Annotated in this window: 16 protein-coding genes; 10 read left to right on the plus strand and 6 right to left on the minus strand. The window is 55.1% G+C overall.

Going from position 1 to position 20,671, the window contains the following annotated elements:
* Nucleotides 1-49: 49 nt before the first annotated feature.
* The 3 genes from hchA to umuD form a co-directional block, all read right to left on the minus strand.
* Complete coding sequence (gene hchA / locus GC087_RS12860; RefSeq protein WP_039340538.1) at nt 50-895, minus strand: glyoxalase III HchA; 846 nt, start codon at nt 893-895, stop codon at nt 50-52.
* A 127-nt stretch (nt 896-1,022) separates the two neighbouring features.
* Nucleotides 1,023-2,288, minus strand: a complete 1,266-nt coding sequence (umuC, locus tag GC087_RS12865; RefSeq protein WP_324028474.1) for a translesion error-prone DNA polymerase V subunit UmuC — start codon at nt 2,286-2,288, stop codon at nt 1,023-1,025.
* Nucleotides 2,289-2,290: 2 nt separating this feature from the next.
* Complete coding sequence (umuD, locus tag GC087_RS12870) at nt 2,291-2,710, minus strand: translesion error-prone DNA polymerase V autoproteolytic subunit (protein WP_033741198.1); 420 nt, start codon at nt 2,708-2,710, stop codon at nt 2,291-2,293.
* 733 nt (nt 2,711-3,443) lie between these two features.
* Between umuD and GC087_RS12875 the strand changes: the two genes are divergently transcribed.
* On the plus strand, nt 3,444-3,662 hold the full coding sequence (locus GC087_RS12875; protein ID WP_033741197.1) for a helix-turn-helix transcriptional regulator: 219 nt from the start codon (nt 3,444-3,446) through the stop codon (nt 3,660-3,662).
* Nucleotides 3,663-3,875: 213 nt separating this feature from the next.
* Here GC087_RS12875 and GC087_RS12880 read toward each other — a convergent pair whose 3' ends face one another.
* Nucleotides 3,876-4,742 carry a LysR family transcriptional regulator gene (locus GC087_RS12880; RefSeq protein ID WP_058708767.1) on the minus strand — a complete coding sequence of 289 codons (867 nt, stop codon included), beginning with the start codon at nt 4,740-4,742 and terminating at the stop codon, nt 3,876-3,878.
* 271 nt (nt 4,743-5,013) lie between these two features.
* Between GC087_RS12880 and bla the strand changes: the two genes are divergently transcribed.
* A complete protein-coding gene (gene bla / locus GC087_RS12885) occupies nt 5,014-5,895 on the plus strand; it encodes a class A beta-lactamase (RefSeq protein ID WP_052133179.1) in 882 nt (293 codons plus the stop codon).
* Nucleotides 5,896-6,123: 228 nt separating this feature from the next.
* On the plus strand, nt 6,124-6,912 hold the full coding sequence (locus GC087_RS12890; protein ID WP_058701996.1) for a BPL-N domain-containing protein: 789 nt from the start codon (nt 6,124-6,126) through the stop codon (nt 6,910-6,912).
* Nucleotides 6,913-7,160: 248 nt separating this feature from the next.
* On the opposite strand, the gene GC087_RS12895 is transcribed toward GC087_RS12890, so the two are convergent.
* Nucleotides 7,161-7,385 (minus strand): hypothetical protein, encoded by a 225-nt coding sequence (locus GC087_RS12895; protein ID WP_039340544.1) that lies wholly within the window; start codon nt 7,383-7,385, stop codon nt 7,161-7,163.
* Nucleotides 7,386-7,975: 590 nt separating this feature from the next.
* On the opposite strand from GC087_RS12895, the gene GC087_RS12900 reads away from it, so the two are divergent.
* Complete coding sequence (locus GC087_RS12900; protein WP_033741464.1) at nt 7,976-8,233, plus strand: biofilm development regulator YmgB/AriR family protein; 258 nt, start codon at nt 7,976-7,978, stop codon at nt 8,231-8,233.
* Nucleotides 8,234-8,470: 237 nt separating this feature from the next.
* Nucleotides 8,471-9,328: a manganese catalase family protein gene (locus GC087_RS12905; protein WP_039340546.1), complete on the plus strand. Its 858-nt coding sequence runs from the start codon at nt 8,471-8,473 to the stop codon at nt 9,326-9,328.
* A 46-nt stretch (nt 9,329-9,374) separates the two neighbouring features.
* On the opposite strand, the gene GC087_RS12910 is transcribed toward GC087_RS12905, so the two are convergent.
* Nucleotides 9,375-10,343 (minus strand): UV damage endonuclease UvsE, encoded by a 969-nt coding sequence (locus GC087_RS12910; protein WP_058701997.1) that lies wholly within the window; start codon nt 10,341-10,343, stop codon nt 9,375-9,377.
* A gap of 326 nt (nt 10,344-10,669) precedes the next feature.
* On the opposite strand from GC087_RS12910, the gene GC087_RS12915 reads away from it, so the two are divergent.
* The 5 genes from GC087_RS12915 to glgX all read left to right on the plus strand — a co-directional run bounded on the left by GC087_RS12915 (nt 10,670) and on the right by glgX (nt 20,537).
* Nucleotides 10,670-10,846 carry a con-10 family general stress protein gene (locus GC087_RS12915; protein WP_072021692.1) on the plus strand — a complete coding sequence of 59 codons (177 nt, stop codon included), beginning with the start codon at nt 10,670-10,672 and terminating at the stop codon, nt 10,844-10,846.
* 513 nt (nt 10,847-11,359) lie between these two features.
* A complete protein-coding gene (katE, locus tag GC087_RS12920) occupies nt 11,360-13,624 on the plus strand; it encodes a catalase HPII (protein ID WP_039340551.1) in 2,265 nt (754 codons plus the stop codon).
* 465 nt (nt 13,625-14,089) lie between these two features.
* The gene (treZ, locus tag GC087_RS12925) at nt 14,090-15,877 is read left to right on the plus strand and encodes a malto-oligosyltrehalose trehalohydrolase (RefSeq protein WP_324028475.1); all 1,788 of its coding nucleotides are present in this window, start codon (nt 14,090-14,092) and stop codon (nt 15,875-15,877) included.
* Nucleotides 15,874-18,405, plus strand: a complete 2,532-nt coding sequence (treY, locus tag GC087_RS12930) for a malto-oligosyltrehalose synthase (RefSeq protein WP_324028476.1) — start codon at nt 15,874-15,876, stop codon at nt 18,403-18,405. Before treZ ends, treY begins: the two co-directional genes overlap by 4 nt.
* A gap of 59 nt (nt 18,406-18,464) precedes the next feature.
* A complete protein-coding gene (gene glgX / locus GC087_RS12935; protein ID WP_033741181.1) occupies nt 18,465-20,537 on the plus strand; it encodes a glycogen debranching protein GlgX in 2,073 nt (690 codons plus the stop codon).
* Nucleotides 20,538-20,671: the final 134 nt, after the last annotated feature.

The raw sequence follows: 20,671 nt of genomic DNA on the forward strand, positions 1-20,671 counted from the left end.
CACAAAGTGCGGTGCAGGCGATGCCGTGGTGGGATAAAAAGCAGGTCGATCAGGCGTTGGCTTTAAGCAGCTCGTCTGCCGCCAGTTTACCGAGCGCGTTCGCCGCAAAGGGACTGTCGCCCGTCAGTACCCGGCGATCTTTATGCACGGTCCCTTTAATATCGCTGTTCACCAGCGTCAGTCCCATGGCCTGAAGTTTCTCCCCGAAGAACCAGGTTAACTGTCCCGGCATGTAGCCGATATCCGGTGTTTGTTTGTCGGTCGCATCGGGGAAGGCGCAAATTTTATAGCCATTAAGCGGATTGTCGCCTTTGTCCAGAGCAAGAAAGGCAGCCGGGCCATGGCACAGCGAAATCAGGTGACGATCGTTGGCCAGCGTCCAGCGGATCACCTCAGCGACGGCTTCACTTTCGGGCAGCCCTATCAGCGCGCCGTGACCGCCCGGAATAAAGATGCCTGCGTACTCTGACCGGGGCGTCAGTGACTGAACGACAGCGTTCAGCGTCAGCGGGGAACGAAACAGCGACAGGCAGTGATTGTAAAAGCCAATGACCACCTCATCCTGCTGGGGCATCGCCCAGTGTTCAAACTTCACCATCTGCCCGGACAACGTCGCCACATCAAACTGGAAACCGGCCTGATACAGGTGATACATCGGAAGCAGCGTTTCAATCGGATGGTTACCGGTGGAAAACAGGGTGTCGTTATCAAGCGGCAGATAGCGCTCGTCGGTGCAGATCACCAGGACCTTTTTATTCCCTGAATACGGCTGGGGATAGTCGGCATCACCGAGATCAGATGTGGGGCGGGTGAACTGGTCAAGTGAGTAGGCAGAAGGAAAAAAGGCGTTATGTTCGGCCCGATCTGCCACTGGCGATTTACTGAGTTCTGACATGACAAAGCTCTCCTTAAGGGGATGGATACCTGTTTTAGACTAGACCACAACGCCAGATTTAAACCGAGCGGCAGCCCAAACGGCCTCCTTATAAGAGCATTCTGTTGCTGTCATCCCTGCCCGCGCCTTACTTCACCACCGGCAGATCGCTGATGCGCGTGGTATAAGCCGGCGACAGCATTTCGCGCTTCATCGCCCAGCGCTTCTCTGTCCCCTGTCCGGCGAACCACATTTTCCCCTTGCCCGCTTTGTGGATCTGATCGATAACCTGCATCAGATCGTTACGGCCCGGCTTGACCGGTCGCTCATCAAACAAATCCAACTGAGTCACGCCGTGGTCAAAGAAGTCGCTCAGGACAACGCCCGCTTTGATATAGCGGTGGCCCGCGATCCAGATGTAGTCCAGCATGTCGGTCGCCACCCGGATAATGTCGCGCGTATCGTGCGACGGCGTCAGTAACTGACCAGTGGCCTGATTACCGTAAAAGTTTTCACTAACGGCATGGGGGCTGGTGCGCAGAAACACCCCGATTTGCCGGCAGTACTGTTTTTCTTTCCGCAGTTTTTCGGCGGCACGTTCGGCATAGGTACAGACTGCCTCACGCACCTGTGCATAGTCTGAAAGACGGCTACTGAAAGAACGTGAGCACATGATCTGCTGTTTGGTGGGTTCGAGGGCTTCTAAATCCTGACAGGGTTCACCGCATAATTCTCTGACCGTGCGTTCCAGCACCACGCTGAAATTCTTACGAATCAGGCTGGGACGCTGACGCGCCAGGTCTGCGGCCGAGGTTATCCCCATCTCCTCAAGCCGCTGGCTGAGACGGCGGCCAACGCCCCAGATATCCTTGACCGACACCTTCGCCAGCAGTTTTTGCTGGCGCACCGGATCGGACAGATCGACCACACCGTTGGTGTAGCCTGCCCATTTTTTGGCCGCAAAATTCGCCAGCTTCGCCAGCGTCTTGGTAGGGGCAATCCCGACACAGACGTTAAGATGAATTTCTTTTTTGATGCGTTTTTTAATCTGGTGCCCCAGGGTATCAAGCGACATGCAGTGGCTGACGCCGGTTAAATCCAGAAAGGCCTCATCAATCGAATAAATTTCTACCGACGGGGCCATTTCCTCCAGTAGCGTCATGACCCTGGTGCTCATATCCGCATACAGCGCATAGTTAGAGCTAAAGACCTGCACGTTATGGCGGGCAATGATTTCTCGCATTTTAAAAAACGGCACGGCCATGGTGACGCCAAGGGCTTTGGCCTCGGCATTACGCGCAATCACACAGCCATCGTTGTTGGAGAGCACAATAATGGGCTTGCCCTTGAGATCCGGTCGAAACACCGTTTCACAGGAGGCATAAAAATTGTTCACATCGACCAGCGCAAACATGATTAATAAACCGACTTGATCACATAGGTCACAACGCCAAACACTTCGAGCGCGTCTTCTGTGCTAATCACAATGGGTTTGAACTGACGGTTCATTGGCATCAGTTGCAGGCAGGGCTGAAGCTGAAGCCGCTTGACGGTAAATTCGCCCTCAATCGCGGCCACCACAATATCGCCATGAGAAGCCACCAGTGCGCTGTCCACCACCAGCATATCGCCGTCGTTAATGCCCGCTCCGGACATCGATTCTCCACTGACGCGCACAAAGTATGTCGAACTGGGATGCTGAACGATGAGCTTGTTCAAATCAATCCGCTGCTCAACGTAGTCCTGCGCCGGAGACGGAAAACCGCACGGCACCCGCTCGACAAACAGCGGTAATTGCAAAGGCGTGCTCACTTTTGCTGGCCTGATAAATTCCATATTCACCTCTCACGCCAAATTACTGTATATAATTACAGTAATCGCGATCCGCCAGTGCGATCAAGCGAAACCGGAGAGGTTTATGTAAAACAGTTGATGTGGATGGATATTTTTTTCTGCCCTTTTCACCGCCTTATGACAGGCCTGTGCAGCCATTAACCGTACCGGTTGTTTTTTCGCCGGCGCATGCAGAATTCTTCTCTTCGCTGAACGGATGTTTAAAAAGCACGGAACGCTGCCCGTTAGCGGCGCGTATTTATTCGCCGCATAACCCGGGCGGAAATAATGCTGACAGCGTTAGCAACATCAATCGGCTAAGCGTACAAGCGGCGCGCAGACGATAACGGAAATAAACAACCGCCTGACCGTGCATAGTGATAAAAATAGCCCTAAGCAAGTCCGAAAAAGGCGTCAAAATAGCAGGCGATAAACGGGGTCTGATTTGCCAGCGCTGTTTCACGCTGCACGCTCGCCCTTTATGACGGGAAAATCACTACAGCCAATCTTTTTTGCAAAAATGAAGACAGGATCGCCAGATACAACGTTCATCTTTTGTGATGTGAACGTGTCTCATCCGGATTAAAAGTGATAATAATCATATAGTTAAAAAAATAAGATAACGTGAAATGATTTATACTGTGATATCCAACACGTTTGCCTATCATGCCTGCATTACCGCCGAACACGGCTATCACCGTGGCATTGAAAAAAAGCATTGAGAGGCAGAATAAAAATGGAATTGAAAAGTACACAGGGAAAAAAGGTCTATTTAACCGAGCAGGAACTTTCTTTAAGCTGGCTTTTTATGACCGGTATGACGGTTAACCAGATCGCGTACCAGATGGCTTCACCTGTACACGTCATCTATTATCTTAAGCAAAAAATCATGCAGAAAGTAGGCGTGAGAAATAACAGTGAGTTTATCCTCTGGCTGATTCATCTCAGAAAATAAAAAACGTCGCGCTGTTTTGCCCGCATGGCGGGATAATACGTTGCCTCCGCCCCTGTGATGAATACGCACAATGTCCGCGCAGGCATCATCGGTTAACCCTGCGCCGTCATCATGCCGGGATAACGTCACCGCGCGCCTGACTCGCCCTGCGCTTTCCGCCGGCAACCGTAACCTGAGCGGCGTGTGGGGCGCATGGGCTTGTGACCGGTCCGGTCAGCCATTTACCTGCTGCCTTATCCATTCGCGAAATATCTCCATCGATGGCGTCAGCGTTTTTGATCGCAGCCAGGTTAACCAGTAGCCACCGACATCAATCTCAATGTCAAAAGGCCGCAGCAGGATGCCCGCCTCCAGCTCCCGCTGAAACATGCAGACCGGCACCAGCGCGACACCGCCCGTCTGAACCGCTGCCTCGACCATCAGCCGCGAGGAGTCGAAAACCGGACCAGTCATTCTGGGGGGCGTGATATTTGCCGCAGTGAACCAGTTACCCCACTCATCCGCGCGATAAGAACGCAGCAGCGTTTCCCGTAACAGATCGCCGGGCTGCTGCAGCCGACGGGCGATATCCGGCCGGCAAAGCGCAGTCAGCGGTGCGGTAAACAGCGGTTCGTTGTGCGTTGCAGGCCAGGCCCCCGTCCCAAAGCGAATGGCATAATCGATGCCTTCGCCCGCCAGATTCACGACGTTATTATGGGTGCGCACGTTCACTTCCAGCGCAGGATGCTGCTGATGAAAGGCATCCAGACGCGGCAGCAGCCAGCCCAGCGCAAAGGTCCCGACACAGGCGAGGGTCATCACTTCGCGGTATTCACCCCCTTCAAACCGGCGCCAGGCTTTTTCAAGCTGGGTGAACGCCTCGGACACCTCGGCAAACAGCAGCCGGGACTCATCCGTCATCTCCAGTCCACGCGGTAAGCGCCGGAATAACGTCACGCCCAGCCGCTCTTCAAGTAGCCTGACCTGCTGGCTCACGGCCGCCTGCGAGACGAAAAGTGCCATACCTGCGTGAGTAAAATTCAGGTACCGGGCCGAAGCATAAAAGGCCCGGAGTGCATTAAGCGGAACATCATTTTTCATTGTTAACCCCAGAAATTCTTTTGGCTCCTCTCAAATTATCTCGCTTGTCGATAATTTGAAATCCCTTACTCTCTCCCTCGTCACACTTTTGACAGGCGATATGTCCCGCAATAACGCGACCTTCGTGTCATAACGGGGGCATCAGGTGGCAGAAACTGACATAAGTTTCACGAGGGGCGTATTTCACACGTTTCGCTCAGTACGCGCCGCTTTCTGAGGCGGTGAGGTGCCGGGTATGTCTGAATGCAGATACACATTAACGGAGGTTTATATGGCTACGGCTCCCCGGCTGCGCATCTGTGCAGCGGCAACCCTACTGGCGCTGGCGGTCCCTTTTGTCGCCGAGGCCCATTTCAATGACGCATTGTTAGCGCAACCTGTCAGGCAGCTGGAACATGCCGCAGGCGGACGCTTAGGCGTGGCGGCGATCGACACCGGTGATGGTTCTGTTTTTACTTATCGTGGTAACGAACGTTTTCCCCTTTGCAGCACCAGTAAAGTCTTTACGGTGGCGGCCATTCTGAAGAAAGCGGAAACCGCACAAGGCCTGCTGAATGAAAACATCGCGATTCGTCACGCCGACCTGGTGAATTACAACCCCGTGACCGAAAAACAGGTGGGCGGCACGATGACCGTGGCAGAACTCAGTGCGGCGGCCTTGCAGTACAGCGACAACGCGGCGATGAATAAACTGCTGACGCACCTTGGCGGGCCGCATGCCGTGACCGCCTTCGCCCGCAGCATCGGCGATAACACGTTTCGTCTCGATCGAACCGAGCCCACACTTAATACCGCTATTCCGGGTGATACACGTGATACAACGTCACCGACAGCGATGGCGCAGAGCCTGCAAAAACTGGTTTTAGGCACGGCGCTGGCACCTGCTCAACGCCAGCAGTTAGCCGACTGGATGAAGGGCAATACAACCGGCACCTACAGCATACGTGCGGGTCTGCCTGCTGACTGGGTGGTCGCGGATAAAACCGGCAGCGGTGATTACGGCACCACCAACGACATCGCCGTGATCTGGCCACCGCATCATGCCCCGCTGGTGCTGGTGACCTACTACACGCAGACCGACAAACACGCGGCCTCGCGTAAGGATGTGCTGGCCAGCGCCGCAAAAATTATCGCCTCAGGTTATGAAAACTAAGCGACCGTAACGGCGTTAAGACGTGATATGGCCTGTCTGTACGGGCTGTATCACGCCGCTGAAAAGGTTTGTCAGGTCAATAAACCCGTTGACAGGCATCCGTCACTTCCCTAAATTGAGCGCTTGCTCAAGTCGCCGGTTTACCGCCAGCACGCCTGCCTGAGCACAGGCGACTGGCCGGGATTACGCCGTGCATACCCACGTTATTTAACCGACAGGAAATAACCTATGAGGCTGGCTTATCATGCAATCCTTCGCCCCCGTAACGGAAGACTGACCGCCCTGCTGCTTGCCTTAAGCCTGGTGCCCGGCGCGGTGCTGGCTGTCCCGCCGCCGCTGAACATCGCCGTTTATCGCGGCGCGGCAGGATGTGACGGCTGTTCGGAAATGGTGGTGAAATCGCTCCACGGCCTCACCCGGCCGGTTAGCACAACGTACATCGGCGAGCATGAAACGCTCAGGCTGACGGCACAGAACCTGCGTCAGTTTGATCTCTATATTCAGCCTGGCGGCGGTCAGGATATTCCCGCGGCTTATGCCGCACTGGGAGAGGAAGGCGTCCGGGCTATTCGACAGTTTGTTCGCAGCGGCAAGGGGTTTCTGGGCCTTTGCATGGGGGCCTACCTGGCAGACAGTCAGTGGCTGGGGCTGATTAGCTCACCGCTGGAATCGGAAGTGGGCCGTCCAGGCTCGGGCATTGCTGATGAGGGCGATTACACGATTCGCGTTGACTGGCAGCGTCAGCCAACGCGGTTCTATTATCAGGACGGTCCGTACCTTGAGGGCAATCAAGCCCGGGATGGTTTTACCCCTCTGGCCTTTTACCGGAATGGTGACGTCGCTATCGCCCACTATACGTATGGAAAAGGCACGGTTGTGTTAACCGGACCGCATCCGGAAGCCGACGAGAGCTGGATGGGCCAGGCAGACGGCGGTAAAGACGGCGTTGACACCACGCCCCAAGCAAAAATGTCCCGCCTGTTGGCCGGGTTTGATAACACCCACCGCGTGCCTTAAGCCCGCACTGCGTGAGTGTCCGTGGCCGGGCGGCGTGGCCCTGTCGTGACGGTGCCGCTTTTCCTGTACGCGATGTGAGCGGCATCCGGCTCGCTGCGTAGCTGTCTGTCGTGAATATAACCGGGAGATCCGGCTGGCGGACAGCTGACGCTCACGTTCCTTAATCCGCCCTGCGCCCGCCAGGTCGCCGTGCCTGACGGCTGGCACGTGAAGGCAATCAGCGTCGCGCATCCCGTCAGGCAGGGAGATTACACGGTGCTGTCGGCCTCCAGCGCATCCTGAATCGCATCCGCCAGATTGGCAATTTCGTTTGCCACGGCCTGCAAATCCCAGGCTGCTTTAGAGCCATTCGCTGACGTCGAGGCGCTGACGGACGCTTTTGCCACTGCCAGCGCCGCCGCAACGGCGACCGTACGTTTGTGTTGTTCCTGCGTCATGCCCGCGGGCGGCAGTGAAAAATAGTCGTTAACCATTATCATGTCCTTGTGATTCAAGAGGCGTAAACCTTAACGCCCTGCGCGTTCATAAGAAAGTAAATTATGACCACGGCTCCCGACAGATTCACACGGCGCTTCCAGGCAACGCGCCCGCCCCGGCCTGTTTGCAGAGTTCACCTGCCAGACGCGGTTCCCCGTCTGCGCTCAGGGGTTATTAGCCTGCCATGTCGACGTTGCCGCCAGGGAGGACGCTGCCGCACACAGCACGCGTGACAGTGATCCGTTCCCGCGTCGCCTGTACAACCCGGCCCGCTCAGAAAAGCCATCTTGTACAAGGTTGTACAACTTTCCAAAGAGGCGCCGCACAGAGGCGCATCCTCAATAACCCCTTAAAAATCAACAGAAAATGTTAATATTTTTAGATTTTATGTTGCAATAAGCGCCGAAAAGTCATCCGACCACTTAAAATTTTATACAAAAAATTGTACAAACTTGGTTTTTTTGTATAACTTTACGGCGTGATGTTAAGTCACTTGTAACGAAAGGTGCTTTGCACCGCATCTGAAGGTGAGTGGATTTCCACCTTCAGATGCAAAATTTTTCTTTCTAACGATTTTGAGGCCATGATGCAAACGACAACGAATACTGAGTCTCAGATTTCAGACTATTTCATGAACGCGGGTGCCCATTTCACCAGCGAAAAAGATGTGATTGCCGAAACCTGGTCAGAGCTTGCTGCCTATAAGGCTCACGTTTCTGAAAAAGACATCGTGCTGGGTTTGATCCACAAACTCGAATGTGAAACCGATGTGACCATGCAGGATATCTATCGTCAGGCCCTGGAGATTGTGCTTCAGCGTACGCCGGGCGATGTCCGTTTTTGATAAGTTGTGATGAAACGCTAATTAGCATGGATGCTTTGCCTTCCCTAAAAATTCGCCCCTGATTCAGGGGCTTTTTTTTTATTTTTTTTCAGCTTACCTCGCCTCTCCTTTCGCGGTAAATCAACAGGTTAAACGCAGCGGCGATGAAGAAAACCTACCTCGCTGCGCTTTATTTCTCTGGCATTCATGACCAGGCTTTTGGCTGTTGATCGATTCCTCACTAACCAGGAGATAACCATGTTTCATCACTCATCAAAGCTGCAGTACCCCGTGCGAGTAGAGAAACCCGATCCTGAATTCGCCATGTTACTCCAGCAAGCCATTGGCGGCGTGGAAGGCGAAATACGTGTGGCAATGCAGTACTTCTTCCAGGCCATGGGCGCACGCGGCGATGCGCGGATCAAAGATCTTCTTATCTCTACGGCAACTGAAGAACTGAGCCATATTGAGATGCTGGGCCATGCGGTGGCCCTCAACCTGGAGGGCGCGCCCCTTTCTTATCAGGAAGCCTCGGCAAAAGATCCCGTGGTGAATGCGATTCTCGGCGGAATGAATCCCCGTCATATCCTGTCATCAGGACTGGCTGCCCTGCCGGTGAATGCGAACGGCATGCCTTTTGACATGAGCCATATTTACGCGTCCGGCAATGTGGCGGCCGATATGCTGGCAAACGTGACGGCTGAAGCCACAGGCCGGGTACTGGCGACGCGCCTGTACAATCTGACTGAGGATAAAGGCATGAAGGATTTCCTGTCTTTCCTGATTGCCCGCGACACGATGCACCAGCAGCAGTGGCTGGCGGTAATCGAAGATTTAGGCGGCCTGGATGCGTCGCTGCCCATCCCGGACAGTTTCCCACAGGAAGGGGAAGCGCAGGAACATGCTTACTACTGCCTGAATACCTCACTGGATAAACCGTTGCCGAAAGGCCGCTGGAGTGAAGGCCCCTCCTTCGACGGTCGCGGTGAGTTTAGCGCGAAAGAGCAGCCGGATATTTTAGGAGAAGAGCCGCTGCTGGGGAATGCCCGCCCCGGTTCCGGTGCTCAGCAGGCACAAATCGAAGGTGGCGTTCCGCCACTGAAAAAGGGATTGTGATGATCTGAAGGGCCACCGGCCCTTCTTTTTTTGCCCGCCGGTCCTGTCAGGCCACCAGCCTGTGACTTTTTGCCTGCGTGTAAAGCGTTTCTCTGGCCAGGTTCTTCATTTTCACTTCGCACATAATGTCGAAATCGCTAAACGACAATGCCCAGTCATTGAGTGTTGCGTTGAAATAATAATCGGAGTGCGCCCGCAGTTTGGTTTTTGGCACCGCCAGTTGCTGCTGATCGGGGAACCCCTTCTCAGGGATAAGGCCCTCCTGCGAAATGGAATAGTGCAATACTGGCCGTACCCCACGCCAGGACTCTGTAATTTGGGCAATACGAACATCATCGGCCTGAATAAACTGATTCTCTTTCACCCAGTGATGATGAATGTCTAACACGACGGGACACAATGCACGGGCCTGAAGCACGTCGTCCAGCGAACAGGATATCTCATCATTTTCTACCGTCAGCATCAGGCGGGCTTCGGGACTGAGACGGTGAAAGGCCTGTTTAAACCCGTCAAAACCCCGTTTGCCATTCATATGGATGTTGATTTTAAAATCCTGAAAGGTTTTGCCGTAGCCCATCAGGCAGGCGCACAGGGCGTGGTATTCCACATCTTCCAGCGCGCGGGTTACTACATCAGGATTGTCTGACGCCAGCACGCTGTACTGTCCCGGATGGAATGACAGACGAATGTTATGCTGTCTGGCCAGTTCACCGCAGCGGGCAAAAAGCGGATACAGTTCCGGCAAAAAACGGGCAAACAGCGGCTTTGCTTCTGGCACGGTGTACAGCGGCAGTAAATCGCTGCCAATGCGCATCATTCTTAACGCGTCAGGCTGTGTCGCTATCGCCTCCAGCGTTAAATACAGATTCTGCAAATTGGTTTGCGCGATCTCATAAAGCAGTGCGCTGCCCTGCGCCTTATCCAGGCGGAGAAAACGTGTCCGGGTGGTGGCGCGAAAGGGAAAGAACTGCTTGCCGTCCGCATTTAAGTACTTGCATGCAAAGCCTAATTTCATAGTCACTCCTGAAAGGTATTCAGAAAGTGTAACAGCTAATTTTTAACTCGCCATTTTGGGCAATTTTATCAATAGGTTAATGACCATCTTTCCAGGTAATGCTTCATTAAACCCATTCTGACAGTGGGTGAACGATAAGCGTCACTCATCCCGTCACAGCCGCTCACCCGTAACAGAATATTACTTACTGATTTTTCGGGAAATAACTTACGAAAGCCGCAAAAAGTCTGCGCGTGCAGAGTGGCATAATTTCCTGTAACAACTAAAATGACAGTGTGACTAGCTAGTCCTTTTTATCTTACGGAACACTGATATGAGGTCTGACTATGACACAACAGAAATACAGAGGTGGAGCCGGAAATTTTGCTAACGATCCTGATCGCGCCAGTGAAGCTGGCAGTGCAGGAGGCAAAGCCAGCGGAGGTAATTTCAGGAACGATCCTGAAAGAGCCAGGGAGGCCGGTCGGAAAGGCGGCAAAACCAGCCGACGCACGTCTAAGTAGTTCTGAGTAAGGCGCCTTAAGGAAGGACGACGCCATGGACTGGCACTTTTCCTCTGTCAGTTCCCCTTTTATCCGCTCTGCACACTATCACCGGCTCTGCTTTGTCTTTTGTCTGACTCAATCACATCGCCCTTTACCTTAATAAGCGCAGCGGTATAACGCTATGCGTAAAATACCGTATCGCCAGCAAAGTGCGTTAATCACGAGAGGCGACCTGTTTCAGAAAATACCGCATGAAAAATAAACGTGCGGCGATTACCCCGGCCCTTCCCCGCCCTTACAGAAAACAATCAACCAGATGAAAAAAAAAAGAAAAACCATCAAAAATTCGCCATTTAATTTCGCTAATAAATTATTTCCGCCTGTGCTTTGCTGAAAATAAAAAAACAGGCATCACACACCGTGCGATATTTAAGCGCACCGGTTAAACAGAATATTTTCAGGCGTAATCGGTGAGGTGTTCTATATTTACAGCCACCTCACGTCGTATAAAAAAAGCTGGAGCAATGTGTCATGTCGAATGAGAAATCTACTACGCCCCTGAATCACCGTGCCCCAACCACCGGCCCCGAATCCTCACAGCCCGGCCTGGGATCATTAGCCCCCAAAGACGGTTCACATCAGCCTCCTGCCGAACCCACACCACCGGGGAAACAACCAACGGCGCCCGGCAGCCTTAAAGCCCCTGAGACGCGTAATGCAAAGCTGGATCAGCTGGAGGTGAACCGCAAAGGCGGCACAGGCAGCGCGCTGACCACCAACCAGGGCACCCGTATTGCAGACGACCAGAACTCATTGCGCGCCGGATCACGCGGTCCGACGCTGCTTGAAGATTTTATTATGCGGGAGAAGATCACCCATTTTGATCATGAACGCATCCCTGAGCGCATCGTCCATGCGCGCGGCTCGGCCGCCCATGGTTACTTCCAGCCTTACTGCTCGCTGAAGGACGTGACCAAAGCCCATTTTCTGAGCGAGCCTGAGCAGATCACGCCGGTTTTTGTGCGCTTCTCTACCGTTCAGGGCGGTGCCGGTTCGGCGGATACCGTGCGTGATATTCGTGGCTTTGCCACCAAGTTCTATACCGAGGAAGGCGTTTTTGATTTAGTGGGCAACAATACGCCCGTCTTTTTTATTCAGGATGCGCATAAGTTCCCGGACTTTGTGCATGCGGTGAAACCCGAACCGCACAATGAGATCCCTCAGGGCCAGAGTGCGCACGACACGTTCTGGGATTATGTCTCGCTGCAGCCCGAAACCCTGCACAACGTTATGTGGGCGATGTCCGACCGCGGTATCCCACGCAGCTACCGCACGATGGAAGGCTTCGGCATTCATACGTTCCGCCTGATCAACGACGAAGGTAAAGCCACGTTTGTGCGTTTCCACTGGAAACCGCTGGCCGGTAAAGCCTCACTGCTGTGGGACGAATCTCAGAAGCTGACAGGCCGCGATCCCGACTTCCACCGTCGCGATCTGTGGGAAGCGATTGAAGCGGGTGATTTCCCTGAGTTCGAGCTTGGCCTGCAGATGATTCCGGAAGAGGATGAGTTTAAGTTTGACTTTGATATTCTGGACGCCACCAAACTGATTCCTGAAGCGCTGGTGCCTGTGGTGCGCGTCGGCAAAATGGTGCTGAACCGCAACCCGGACAACTTCTTCGCCGAAACCGAGCAGGTCGCCTTCCATCCCGGTCACATCGTTCCCGGCCTGGATTTCACCAACGATCCCCTGCTTCAGGGCCGTCTGTTCTCCTACACCGATACGCAAATCAGCCGTCTTGGCGGGCCTAACTTCCATGAAATTCCGATTAACCGCCCGGTTTGCCCTTACCACAATTTTCAGCGTCAGGGCATGCACCGGATGGACATTGATACCAATCCGGCCAACTACGAGCCGAACTCGATCAATGACAACTGGCCACGGGAAACCCCACCGGCGGCAAAAGGAGGCGGCTTTGAAAGCTATCAGGAGCGCATTGAAGGACATAAAGTGCGCGAACGCAGCCCTTCATTCGGCGAATACTATTCACAGCCGCGACTGTTCTGGAACAGCCAGACTGCCATCGAACAGCAACATATTATTGGCGCGTATTCGTTTGAACTGAGTAAAGTGGCTCGCCCTTACATTCGTGAGCGCGTGCTCGATCATCTGCTGCGCATTGACGTCACGCTGGCGCAGGGCGTTGCCGCCAATCTGGGGATTGCGCTCAGCGACGACCAGTTGAATACCGCCGCGCCAAAAGAGGTTAACGGCCTGCAAAAGGATGACAGCCTGAGCCTGTACGCGATCCCGGATGGGGATATCAAAGGCCGCCAGGTGGCGCTGTTAGTCAGCGAGGGCGTCAACGCCGATGATGTGCTGCATATCCTGCAACACCTGAAAACGGCCGGCGTGCATACGAAACTGCTGGCGGCGCACATGGGCCAGGTCAGTGCCGACGATGGATCACAGTTACCCATCGATGCCACCTTTAACGGCCTGCCTTCCCTTACGTTCGACGCCGTGATCGTCCCCGATGGCAACATGGATGCGCTGCTGAAAAGCGGTGATGCGCGCTACTTCCTGCTGGAAGCGTACAAGCACCTGAAAGTCATTGGTCTGAGTGGGGAAGCGCGTCGCTTTAAAGCGCAGTTTGACCTGGATGAGAATCAGCAGGAAGACGGCATCGTGGAAGCCGACAATGCTGAAATCGCGCTGATGAATGATTTCACGGCGGCTATGGCCGAACACCGCGTCTGGTCACGTAGCCAAAAGGCGGAAACCATCCCGGCCTGATGGCGCGTCAGCCAGGCTTTCGGGTCTGGCTGACGTTATCGTGACAACGTCACATAAATTTACCTGTTTGACCGCGAAACCGCTGTTTACGGCGGTTTTTTTGTGCATAACGGCACAGGGTTTTATCTGATTTTCCATAAAATTCAGCGAAAACCAGGGCGGGCCCGATGGCGGTGCGTATCAGCCTCGCTGAGGAATAAATCGTGTACAAAGGCGGGCACGCGCAGTAAATGCGGCAACGTAGTCTATGATTAGGGCTTAAGCATGGTGTGAATCAGACGCTGCCTGGCGTCTGAAGCGGTATGACACATAACACTTTCTGAATAGTAACGCAGGCAGAGGTGATGAAGGCGTTCCCCTCTCCTGGGTGCCTGATCTCGTTAACAACATTTTCAACCCGTACCCTCGGCTGACCGATAGCGTGAGGGTGCTTATTGCGTACTTTCTGATTAAAGAGGCAACGGAATGGGATCGACAGCATTTTGTAAGAGTTGGGGGGCGGAGTTTCTGGCCGACGGGAGCGTGCGTTTCCGCGTTTGGGCGACCGGCCAGCAGCAGGTCACGCTGCGACTGGGCGGTCAGGATAGTGCCATGACACCCGCCGAAGACGGCTGGTTTGAATATCATGCCAGCGGCATTCAGGCGGGCGCAGCGTACAACTTTGTGCTGAACGATGGCACCGTTATCCCCGATCCCGCCTCACGCGCGCAGCAGGATGATGTCAGTGGACCGTCGCTGGTTATCGATCCGACACACTATCGCTGGCAGAACACCGACTGGCGTGGTCGTCCGTGGCAGGAAAGCGTGGTCTATGAAATGCATATCGGCACGTTCACGGAAGAAGGTACTTTCCAGGCCGCAATTAAAAAACTGCCTTATCTGGCTGAGACCGGCATCACCATGATTGAGGTGTTGCCGGTCTCGCAGTTTGGCGGCCAGCGCGGATGGGGCTACGATGGCGTGCTGCTTTACGCACCGCATGCCGCCTACGGTACGCCCGACGATTTCAAAGCGTTTATTGATGCCGCGCATGGCTATGGCATTGCAGTTGTACTCGACATCGTGCTTAACCACTTTGGTCCGGACGGAAATTATTTGCCGCTGCTGTCACCCGACTTCTTTCACAAAGATCGCATGACGCCGTGGGGCGCGGGTATTGCCTATGATGTTGACGCCGTTCGCCGCTATATCGCGGAAGCGCCCCTTTTCTGGCTGCAGGAGTATTGTCTGGACGGCCTGCGTTTTGATGCCATCGATCAGATTGAGGATATCGCTGACAAACACGTGCTGACGGAGATTGCTGAGCGGATCCGGGCGGACATTCCTGACCGCCAGATTCACCTCACCACCGAAGATTGCCGTAACGTTATTTTCCTGCACCCCAGGACGGAAAACGGCGGCGTGCCGCTGTTTACGGCGGAGTGGAATGACGACTTCCATAATGCCGTGCATGTCTTCGCCACTGGTGAAACGCACGCTTACTACAAAGACTTTGCCGATCAGCCTGAAAAACGCGTGGCGCGCGCGCTGGCCGAGGGCTTTGTCTATCAGGGTGAGGTGTCCGTTCAGTCCGGTGAGAAACGCGGTGTAGACAGCACGGGACAGCCGCCTGTGGCCTTTGTTGATTTTATTCAGAACCACGACCAGGTGGGCAACCGTGCGCAGGGCGAAAGGCTGATTTCGCTGGCCGGCGCTGAACGCACACAGGTGCTACTGGCGACATTACTGTTATCACCGCATATCCCGCTGCTGTTTATGGGGGAAGAGTATGGCGAAACCCACCCTTTCCTGTTCTTTACCGATTTTCATGGTGATCTGGCTAAAGCCGTGCGTGAAGGCCGGGCAAAAGAGTTTGAAGGCCATGCCGGTCATGAGGGCGAAAGCGTGCCCGATCCAAACGACGAAGCGACGTTTGTGCGTTCAAAGCTGGACTGGCGCAAGCTGGAAAGTGAGGAAGGCCAACGCTGGCTGACGCTGACCCGGTCACTGCTGGCAATCCGACAGCAGTCCATTGTCCCGCTGCTGGCCACCGCAGGCGGTCACAGCGGTCAGGTGCTGGCGACCGCCGAGGGCTTTGTTGCCGTGAGCTGGACCTTTCCTGCGGGGACACTGTCCATGGCGCTGAACATAGGTGAGCAGGCCCAGCCGCTGCCTGAAATGCCCGGTGAAACCCTCTTTGTCTGGCCGAAAGCGGCCGATCGGTTGCCCCAACATTCCATCGTAGTTCGTCTGGCTGCGGGAGACAGCAAATGAGTATTCCAACCGCTACCTACCGTATTCAGTTTCGTAACGGCATGACGTTTGATCGTGCTGCGGCGCTGGTGCCCTATCTGAAAGACCTGGGCATCAGCCATCTTTATGCCTCGCCCATTTTTACCGCTACAAAGGGATCCACCCACGGCTACGATGTCACCGACGTCAACGCGATCGATCCGGCCATTGGCGGTCGTGCGGGCTTTGATCGTCTGGTCAGCGCCCTGAAAGCCGCCGGACTGGGATTGATTATTGATATCGTACCCAACCACATGGCGGCCTCGCTGGAAAATGGCTGGTGGCGCGACGTCCTTGAGCATGGTCAGGACAGCCGCTATGCACGTTACTTTGATATTGACTGGTCACGGCGCTTAACGCTGCCGTTCCTGGGCGACGATATCGATACCGTGCTGGAAAATGGCGAGCTCAGCGTGAAGCGCGATCCCGATACAGGCAAGCCCGCGCTGGCCTATTTCGAAAGCTATTATCCGCTGACCCCGGCAAGCTGGGAAGGTCGTGAAGCGGCGGTGCTCCAGCTCAGCGGCAAAGGCGACCTGGCGGCACTGCATGAGCAGCAGCCCTGGCGGCTGATGTCGTGGCGCGATGCTGCACACGACCTCTCCTATCGTCGCTTTTTCGAGGTCACCGGTTTAGTGGGCGTGCGGGTGGAAGATCCGGCGGTGTTCGAAGATGCGCACCGGCTTATTCTGAGCCTCGTACACAGCGGTGCGGTTGACGGGCTGCGCATTGACCACGTTGACGGGCTGGCCGATCCCAAAGGCTATCTGGAGCAGCTCCGCCAGGCCGCCGGGCCAGATTGTTATCTCACCGTTGAGAAAATCCTGGGCGCCGGAGAACACCTTCCGGCCGACTGGCCCATCTCAGGCACCACGGGCTATGAATTTATCAGCGCGTTGTCTCATGTGCTGGTGGATAATAAAACGCTTGGATCACTGCGTCAGGCCTGGGAAGACGTCAGCGGCGCTGACGTGCAGATGGAAGAGGAACTGCGTAAAGCGAAATGCCTGATGGCAGACCGTAACTTTGCCGGCGAGTTTTCACGTCTGCTGCAGCTGGCCACGGCTATTGCCGAAGATGAACACGTCGCCGTGCGCCCGGACGATCTGCGCAACGCGCTGCGTGAGCTGCTGGTGGCGTTTCCGGTTTATCGTACCTATGGCAATACGCAGGGCCTGACCGCCGATGACCAGCAACGGTTGCAGGCGGTCGCCGCAGACGTCAAGGCATCAGCCCATGCACCGGACAGCCACGCGCTGGATTTCCTGCTGCGCATTATGCAGGGTGATGTGGCGCATGCGGTGACCGGGCAGGCAGACAGCTTCCGTACACGTTTCCAGCAACTGACCGGCCCGCTGATGGCGAAATCCATCGAAGACACGCTGTTTTATCGTCAAAACATGGCGCTGGCGTTGAATGAAGTGGGCGCAGAACCGCTGCAGGCGCAGTTTTCACCGGCGCAGTTTCATGAGGAAATGCAGGACCGCCTTGCGCGCCAGCCCGATGCTCTTTCCGCCAGTTCAACCCATGATACCAAGCGTGGCGAAGATGCCCGTGCCCGTCTCTATACCCTGACAGAAGCACCGCAGCAGTGGGCAGCCTGTGTCGCGCGCTGGCGTGAGCTGAATCGCCCGGCGGTCCGCTCGCTTGCGGAAGGTCCGGCACCCGAAGCCACCGTGGAATGGCTACTCTTTCAGGCACTGGCGGGCGTCTGGCCGCCGACGTTGCAACCGGATGATCGGGCCGGACTGGCCGCCCTGGCCGAGCGCTTTGCCGGCTACGTTGAAAAAGCCCTGCGTGAAGCCAAGCTGCGTACCGACTGGACGGAAAACAATACGGATTACGAACAGGCGGTACTGGATTACGCTCATCATCTGCTCTCCCCTGATAATCAGGCTTTTCTGCAGGATTTTGTCGCCGCATTACAGCCGTTTATTCAGGCCGGGCTGATAAACAGTCTGAGCCAGCGAATCATCAAACTTACCGCACCCGGCGTGCCGGATATTTATCAGGGAAGTGAAGCGCTGGACTTCAGCCTGGTCGATCCGGACAACCGGCGTGAGCCCGATTACGCGGCGCTGGACAAGATGCTGCATGCTGGCATCACCGCGCTGCCCGATACGCCTGAGGGCTGGCTCAGTGGTCACGTGAACCAGTATGCCACGCAGGCCTTGCTGAACGCCCGGCAGTCGCACCCCGCGCTGTTTGCCCGGGGCGCGTACCTGCCGCTGACGGCACAGGGCGCCCATGAGGACGCGCTGCTGGCGTTTGCCCGCACGCAGGGTGGCGAGGCGATTATCGTGATTACGCCGCGATTGATTTTTAACACGCTACAGACGCTGACGTCCCCGCCTGCCGGACGCTGGGATGACACCGCGATCCCGCTGCCTGAGGCGCTGGCGCATCGACGCTACCGCGATCTGCTGAGCGGCGAGGAAATCACCCTGACCGACCATATTGCGCTGGACAGATTAAATAACTTTTGGGCACTGGCACTGTTAGCTTGCTAGAAACAGGCTGGTACAAGGACTAAAACGCCGTTACTGGGTTCGTTAATTGAGAGGGACAGATGTCAAATCATCGTTTTGAAATTACGTCGGGATCGGCCCATCAGCTTGGGGCAAATTATGATGGGCAAGGCGTCAACTTTGCGCTGTTTTCTGCGCATGCAGAACGCGTAGAGCTGTGTCTTTATGATCCCAGCGGCAAGCAGGAGATCGCCCGTCTGGAGCTGCCAGAGTTTACGCATGAGATCTGGCACGGTTACGTGCCGGGTTTACAGCCAGGTGCGCTTTATGGCTACCGGGTGTATGGCCCTTACGACCCGGAAAACGGTCACCGCTTCAACCCTAACAAATTACTCGTCGATCCGTATGCGCGCGAACTGGCCGGAGATATCGCCTGGAATGAGGCGCACTTCGCATATGATTTGTATCACGACGATAAAGATTTGACGTTTGACGATCGCGACAGTGCGCCTTTTACGCCGAAATGTCGCGTCATCGATCCGAACGAATTTGACTGGCAGGATCAGAACCGGCCGCAGATTCCCTGGTCAGAAACCATCGTTTATGAAACCCATGTGAAAGGCTTCACCCAACTGAACATGGCGTTACCTCCGGAGATGCGCGGCACCTACGATGGCATGAGCCATCAGTCGACGGTGGGCTATATCAAAAGTCTGGGCATTACGTCAGTAGAGTTGCTGCCGGTGCACTGGTTTCCCGACGATCAACACCTGCTGGATAAAGGGCTGAAAAACTTCTGGGGCTATAACTCACTGAACTTTTTTGCCCCGGCCACACGCTATTTCGGCCCGCGTGGAATTCAGGGATTCCGCGATATGGTGCGCGCCTTCCATGATGCCGGTATCGAAGTGATTCTGGACGTGGTTTATAACCACACGGCTGAGGGCAATGAGCTCGGTCCAACCCTGTCGTTTAAGGGCATCGATAACTTCTCCTACTACCGTACATTACCGGACCAGCATCGTTACTACATTAACGACACCGGAACCGGTAACACGGTCAACACCTCGCATCCACGTGTGTTGCAGATGGTCACGGACTCCTTGCGCTACTGGGCAGAATCCATGCATATCGACGGCTTCCGCTTCGATCTGGGTACAATTCTGGGACGTGAACCGGAAGGCTTCGATCCACGCGGCGGCTTCTTCGACGCCATTACTCAGGATCCGCTGCTTTCCCGATTAAAACTGATCGGGGAACCGTGGGACATTGGTCCGGGTGGTTATCAGGTTGGTGGTTTCCCGCCGGGCTGGGCGGAATGGAACGATCAGTATCGCGATACGGTGCGTGATTACTGGAAAGGCAATAATGTCTCTACCGACTTTGCGGCGCGGTTGCTTGGCTCCGGCGATCTGTATGACCAGCGCGGTCGCCGCCCCTGGGCCAGCGTCAATTTTATTACGGCGCATGATGGCTTCACGCTGAACGACCTGGTGTCGTACAACGAGAAGCATAATGCCGATAATGGTGAAGACAATAACGACGGGCATAACGATAACCGTTCGTACAATTATGGCGTTGAGGGGCCGACGGATGACGAGGGCATCAATGCCGTCCGTGAGCGTCAGAAGCGTAACTTCCTGGCCACCCTGTTTTTCTCGCACGGTACGCCCATGCTGCTGGCAGGCGATGAGTTTGGCCGTAGCCAGATGGGCAACAATAACGGCTATTGTCAGGACAGTGAAATTTCCTGGGTTCACTGGGACAATCTGCCCCCTTCCGCCGAAGCGTTACGCGAATTTACCCGTCACATTATCGCCTTACGTAAAACCCAGCCGTTATTGCGGCGCGAAAGCTGGCGCGATGGCATGGAAATTAAATGGTTCAATGCGGGCGGCGGTCTGCAACAGGCTGAACAGTGGGATGAAGGCTCAACCCTTGGCGTTTATATCGGTCGGCCCGACCTGCAGAATCAGGAAGGAATCTGGTATGACGTGCTGATGTTAATTAATCCTTTCGAGGGTAATGTGCCCTTCCGTATTCCGCAGTTCGGTGACGGCGGCTGGGTGCTGGAGCTGACCACCAGCGATGTGGATAAACGCGGTCTGGTGATTACCAAGGAAAAGGACTTCGAACTGGAAGGCCGCAGTATGGCGCTGTTCAGAAGGCCGTAGGCCGGCGTTAGCGCAACGCGTACCGCGATTGCTCAGGTTAAACTCTGCGCATCCGGACGCGCTGCGCTTGACCTGAGCCTGGTGGCTGCCAGGCTTAAACGCGTATCAACAGAAAAGCAACGCCATTAAGGAGG

The organism is Pantoea sp. JZ2, assembly GCF_035191405.1.
In the GTDB taxonomy this organism is placed as follows: domain Bacteria; phylum Pseudomonadota; class Gammaproteobacteria; order Enterobacterales; family Enterobacteriaceae; genus Pantoea; species Pantoea stewartii.

What these genes read in the sequence shown, in the direction of transcription:
- hchA (WP_039340538.1), bottom strand. Translation starts at nt 895, where the DNA reads ATGTCAGAACTCAGTAAATCGCCAGTGGCAGATCGGGCCGAACATAAC.
- umuC (WP_324028474.1), bottom strand. Translation starts at nt 2,288, where the DNA reads ATGTTTGCGCTGGTCGATGTGAACAATTTTTATGCCTCCTGTGAAACG.
- umuD (WP_033741198.1), bottom strand. Translation starts at nt 2,710, where the DNA reads ATGGAATTTATCAGGCCAGCAAAAGTGAGCACGCCTTTGCAATTACCG.
- GC087_RS12875 (WP_033741197.1), top strand. Translation starts at nt 3,444, where the DNA reads ATGGAATTGAAAAGTACACAGGGAAAAAAGGTCTATTTAACCGAGCAG.
- GC087_RS12880 (WP_058708767.1), bottom strand. Translation starts at nt 4,742, where the DNA reads ATGAAAAATGATGTTCCGCTTAATGCACTCCGGGCCTTTTATGCTTCG.
- bla (WP_052133179.1), top strand. Translation starts at nt 5,014, where the DNA reads ATGGCTACGGCTCCCCGGCTGCGCATCTGTGCAGCGGCAACCCTACTG.
- GC087_RS12890 (WP_058701996.1), top strand. Translation starts at nt 6,124, where the DNA reads ATGAGGCTGGCTTATCATGCAATCCTTCGCCCCCGTAACGGAAGACTG.
- GC087_RS12895 (WP_039340544.1), bottom strand. Translation starts at nt 7,385, where the DNA reads ATGGTTAACGACTATTTTTCACTGCCGCCCGCGGGCATGACGCAGGAA.
- GC087_RS12900 (WP_033741464.1), top strand. Translation starts at nt 7,976, where the DNA reads ATGCAAACGACAACGAATACTGAGTCTCAGATTTCAGACTATTTCATG.
- GC087_RS12905 (WP_039340546.1), top strand. Translation starts at nt 8,471, where the DNA reads ATGTTTCATCACTCATCAAAGCTGCAGTACCCCGTGCGAGTAGAGAAA.
- GC087_RS12910 (WP_058701997.1), bottom strand. Translation starts at nt 10,343, where the DNA reads ATGAAATTAGGCTTTGCATGCAAGTACTTAAATGCGGACGGCAAGCAG.
- GC087_RS12915 (WP_072021692.1), top strand. Translation starts at nt 10,670, where the DNA reads ATGACACAACAGAAATACAGAGGTGGAGCCGGAAATTTTGCTAACGAT.
- katE (WP_039340551.1), top strand. Translation starts at nt 11,360, where the DNA reads ATGTCGAATGAGAAATCTACTACGCCCCTGAATCACCGTGCCCCAACC.
- treZ (WP_324028475.1), top strand. Translation starts at nt 14,090, where the DNA reads ATGGGATCGACAGCATTTTGTAAGAGTTGGGGGGCGGAGTTTCTGGCC.
- treY (WP_324028476.1), top strand. Translation starts at nt 15,874, where the DNA reads ATGAGTATTCCAACCGCTACCTACCGTATTCAGTTTCGTAACGGCATG.
- glgX (WP_033741181.1), top strand. Translation starts at nt 18,465, where the DNA reads ATGTCAAATCATCGTTTTGAAATTACGTCGGGATCGGCCCATCAGCTT.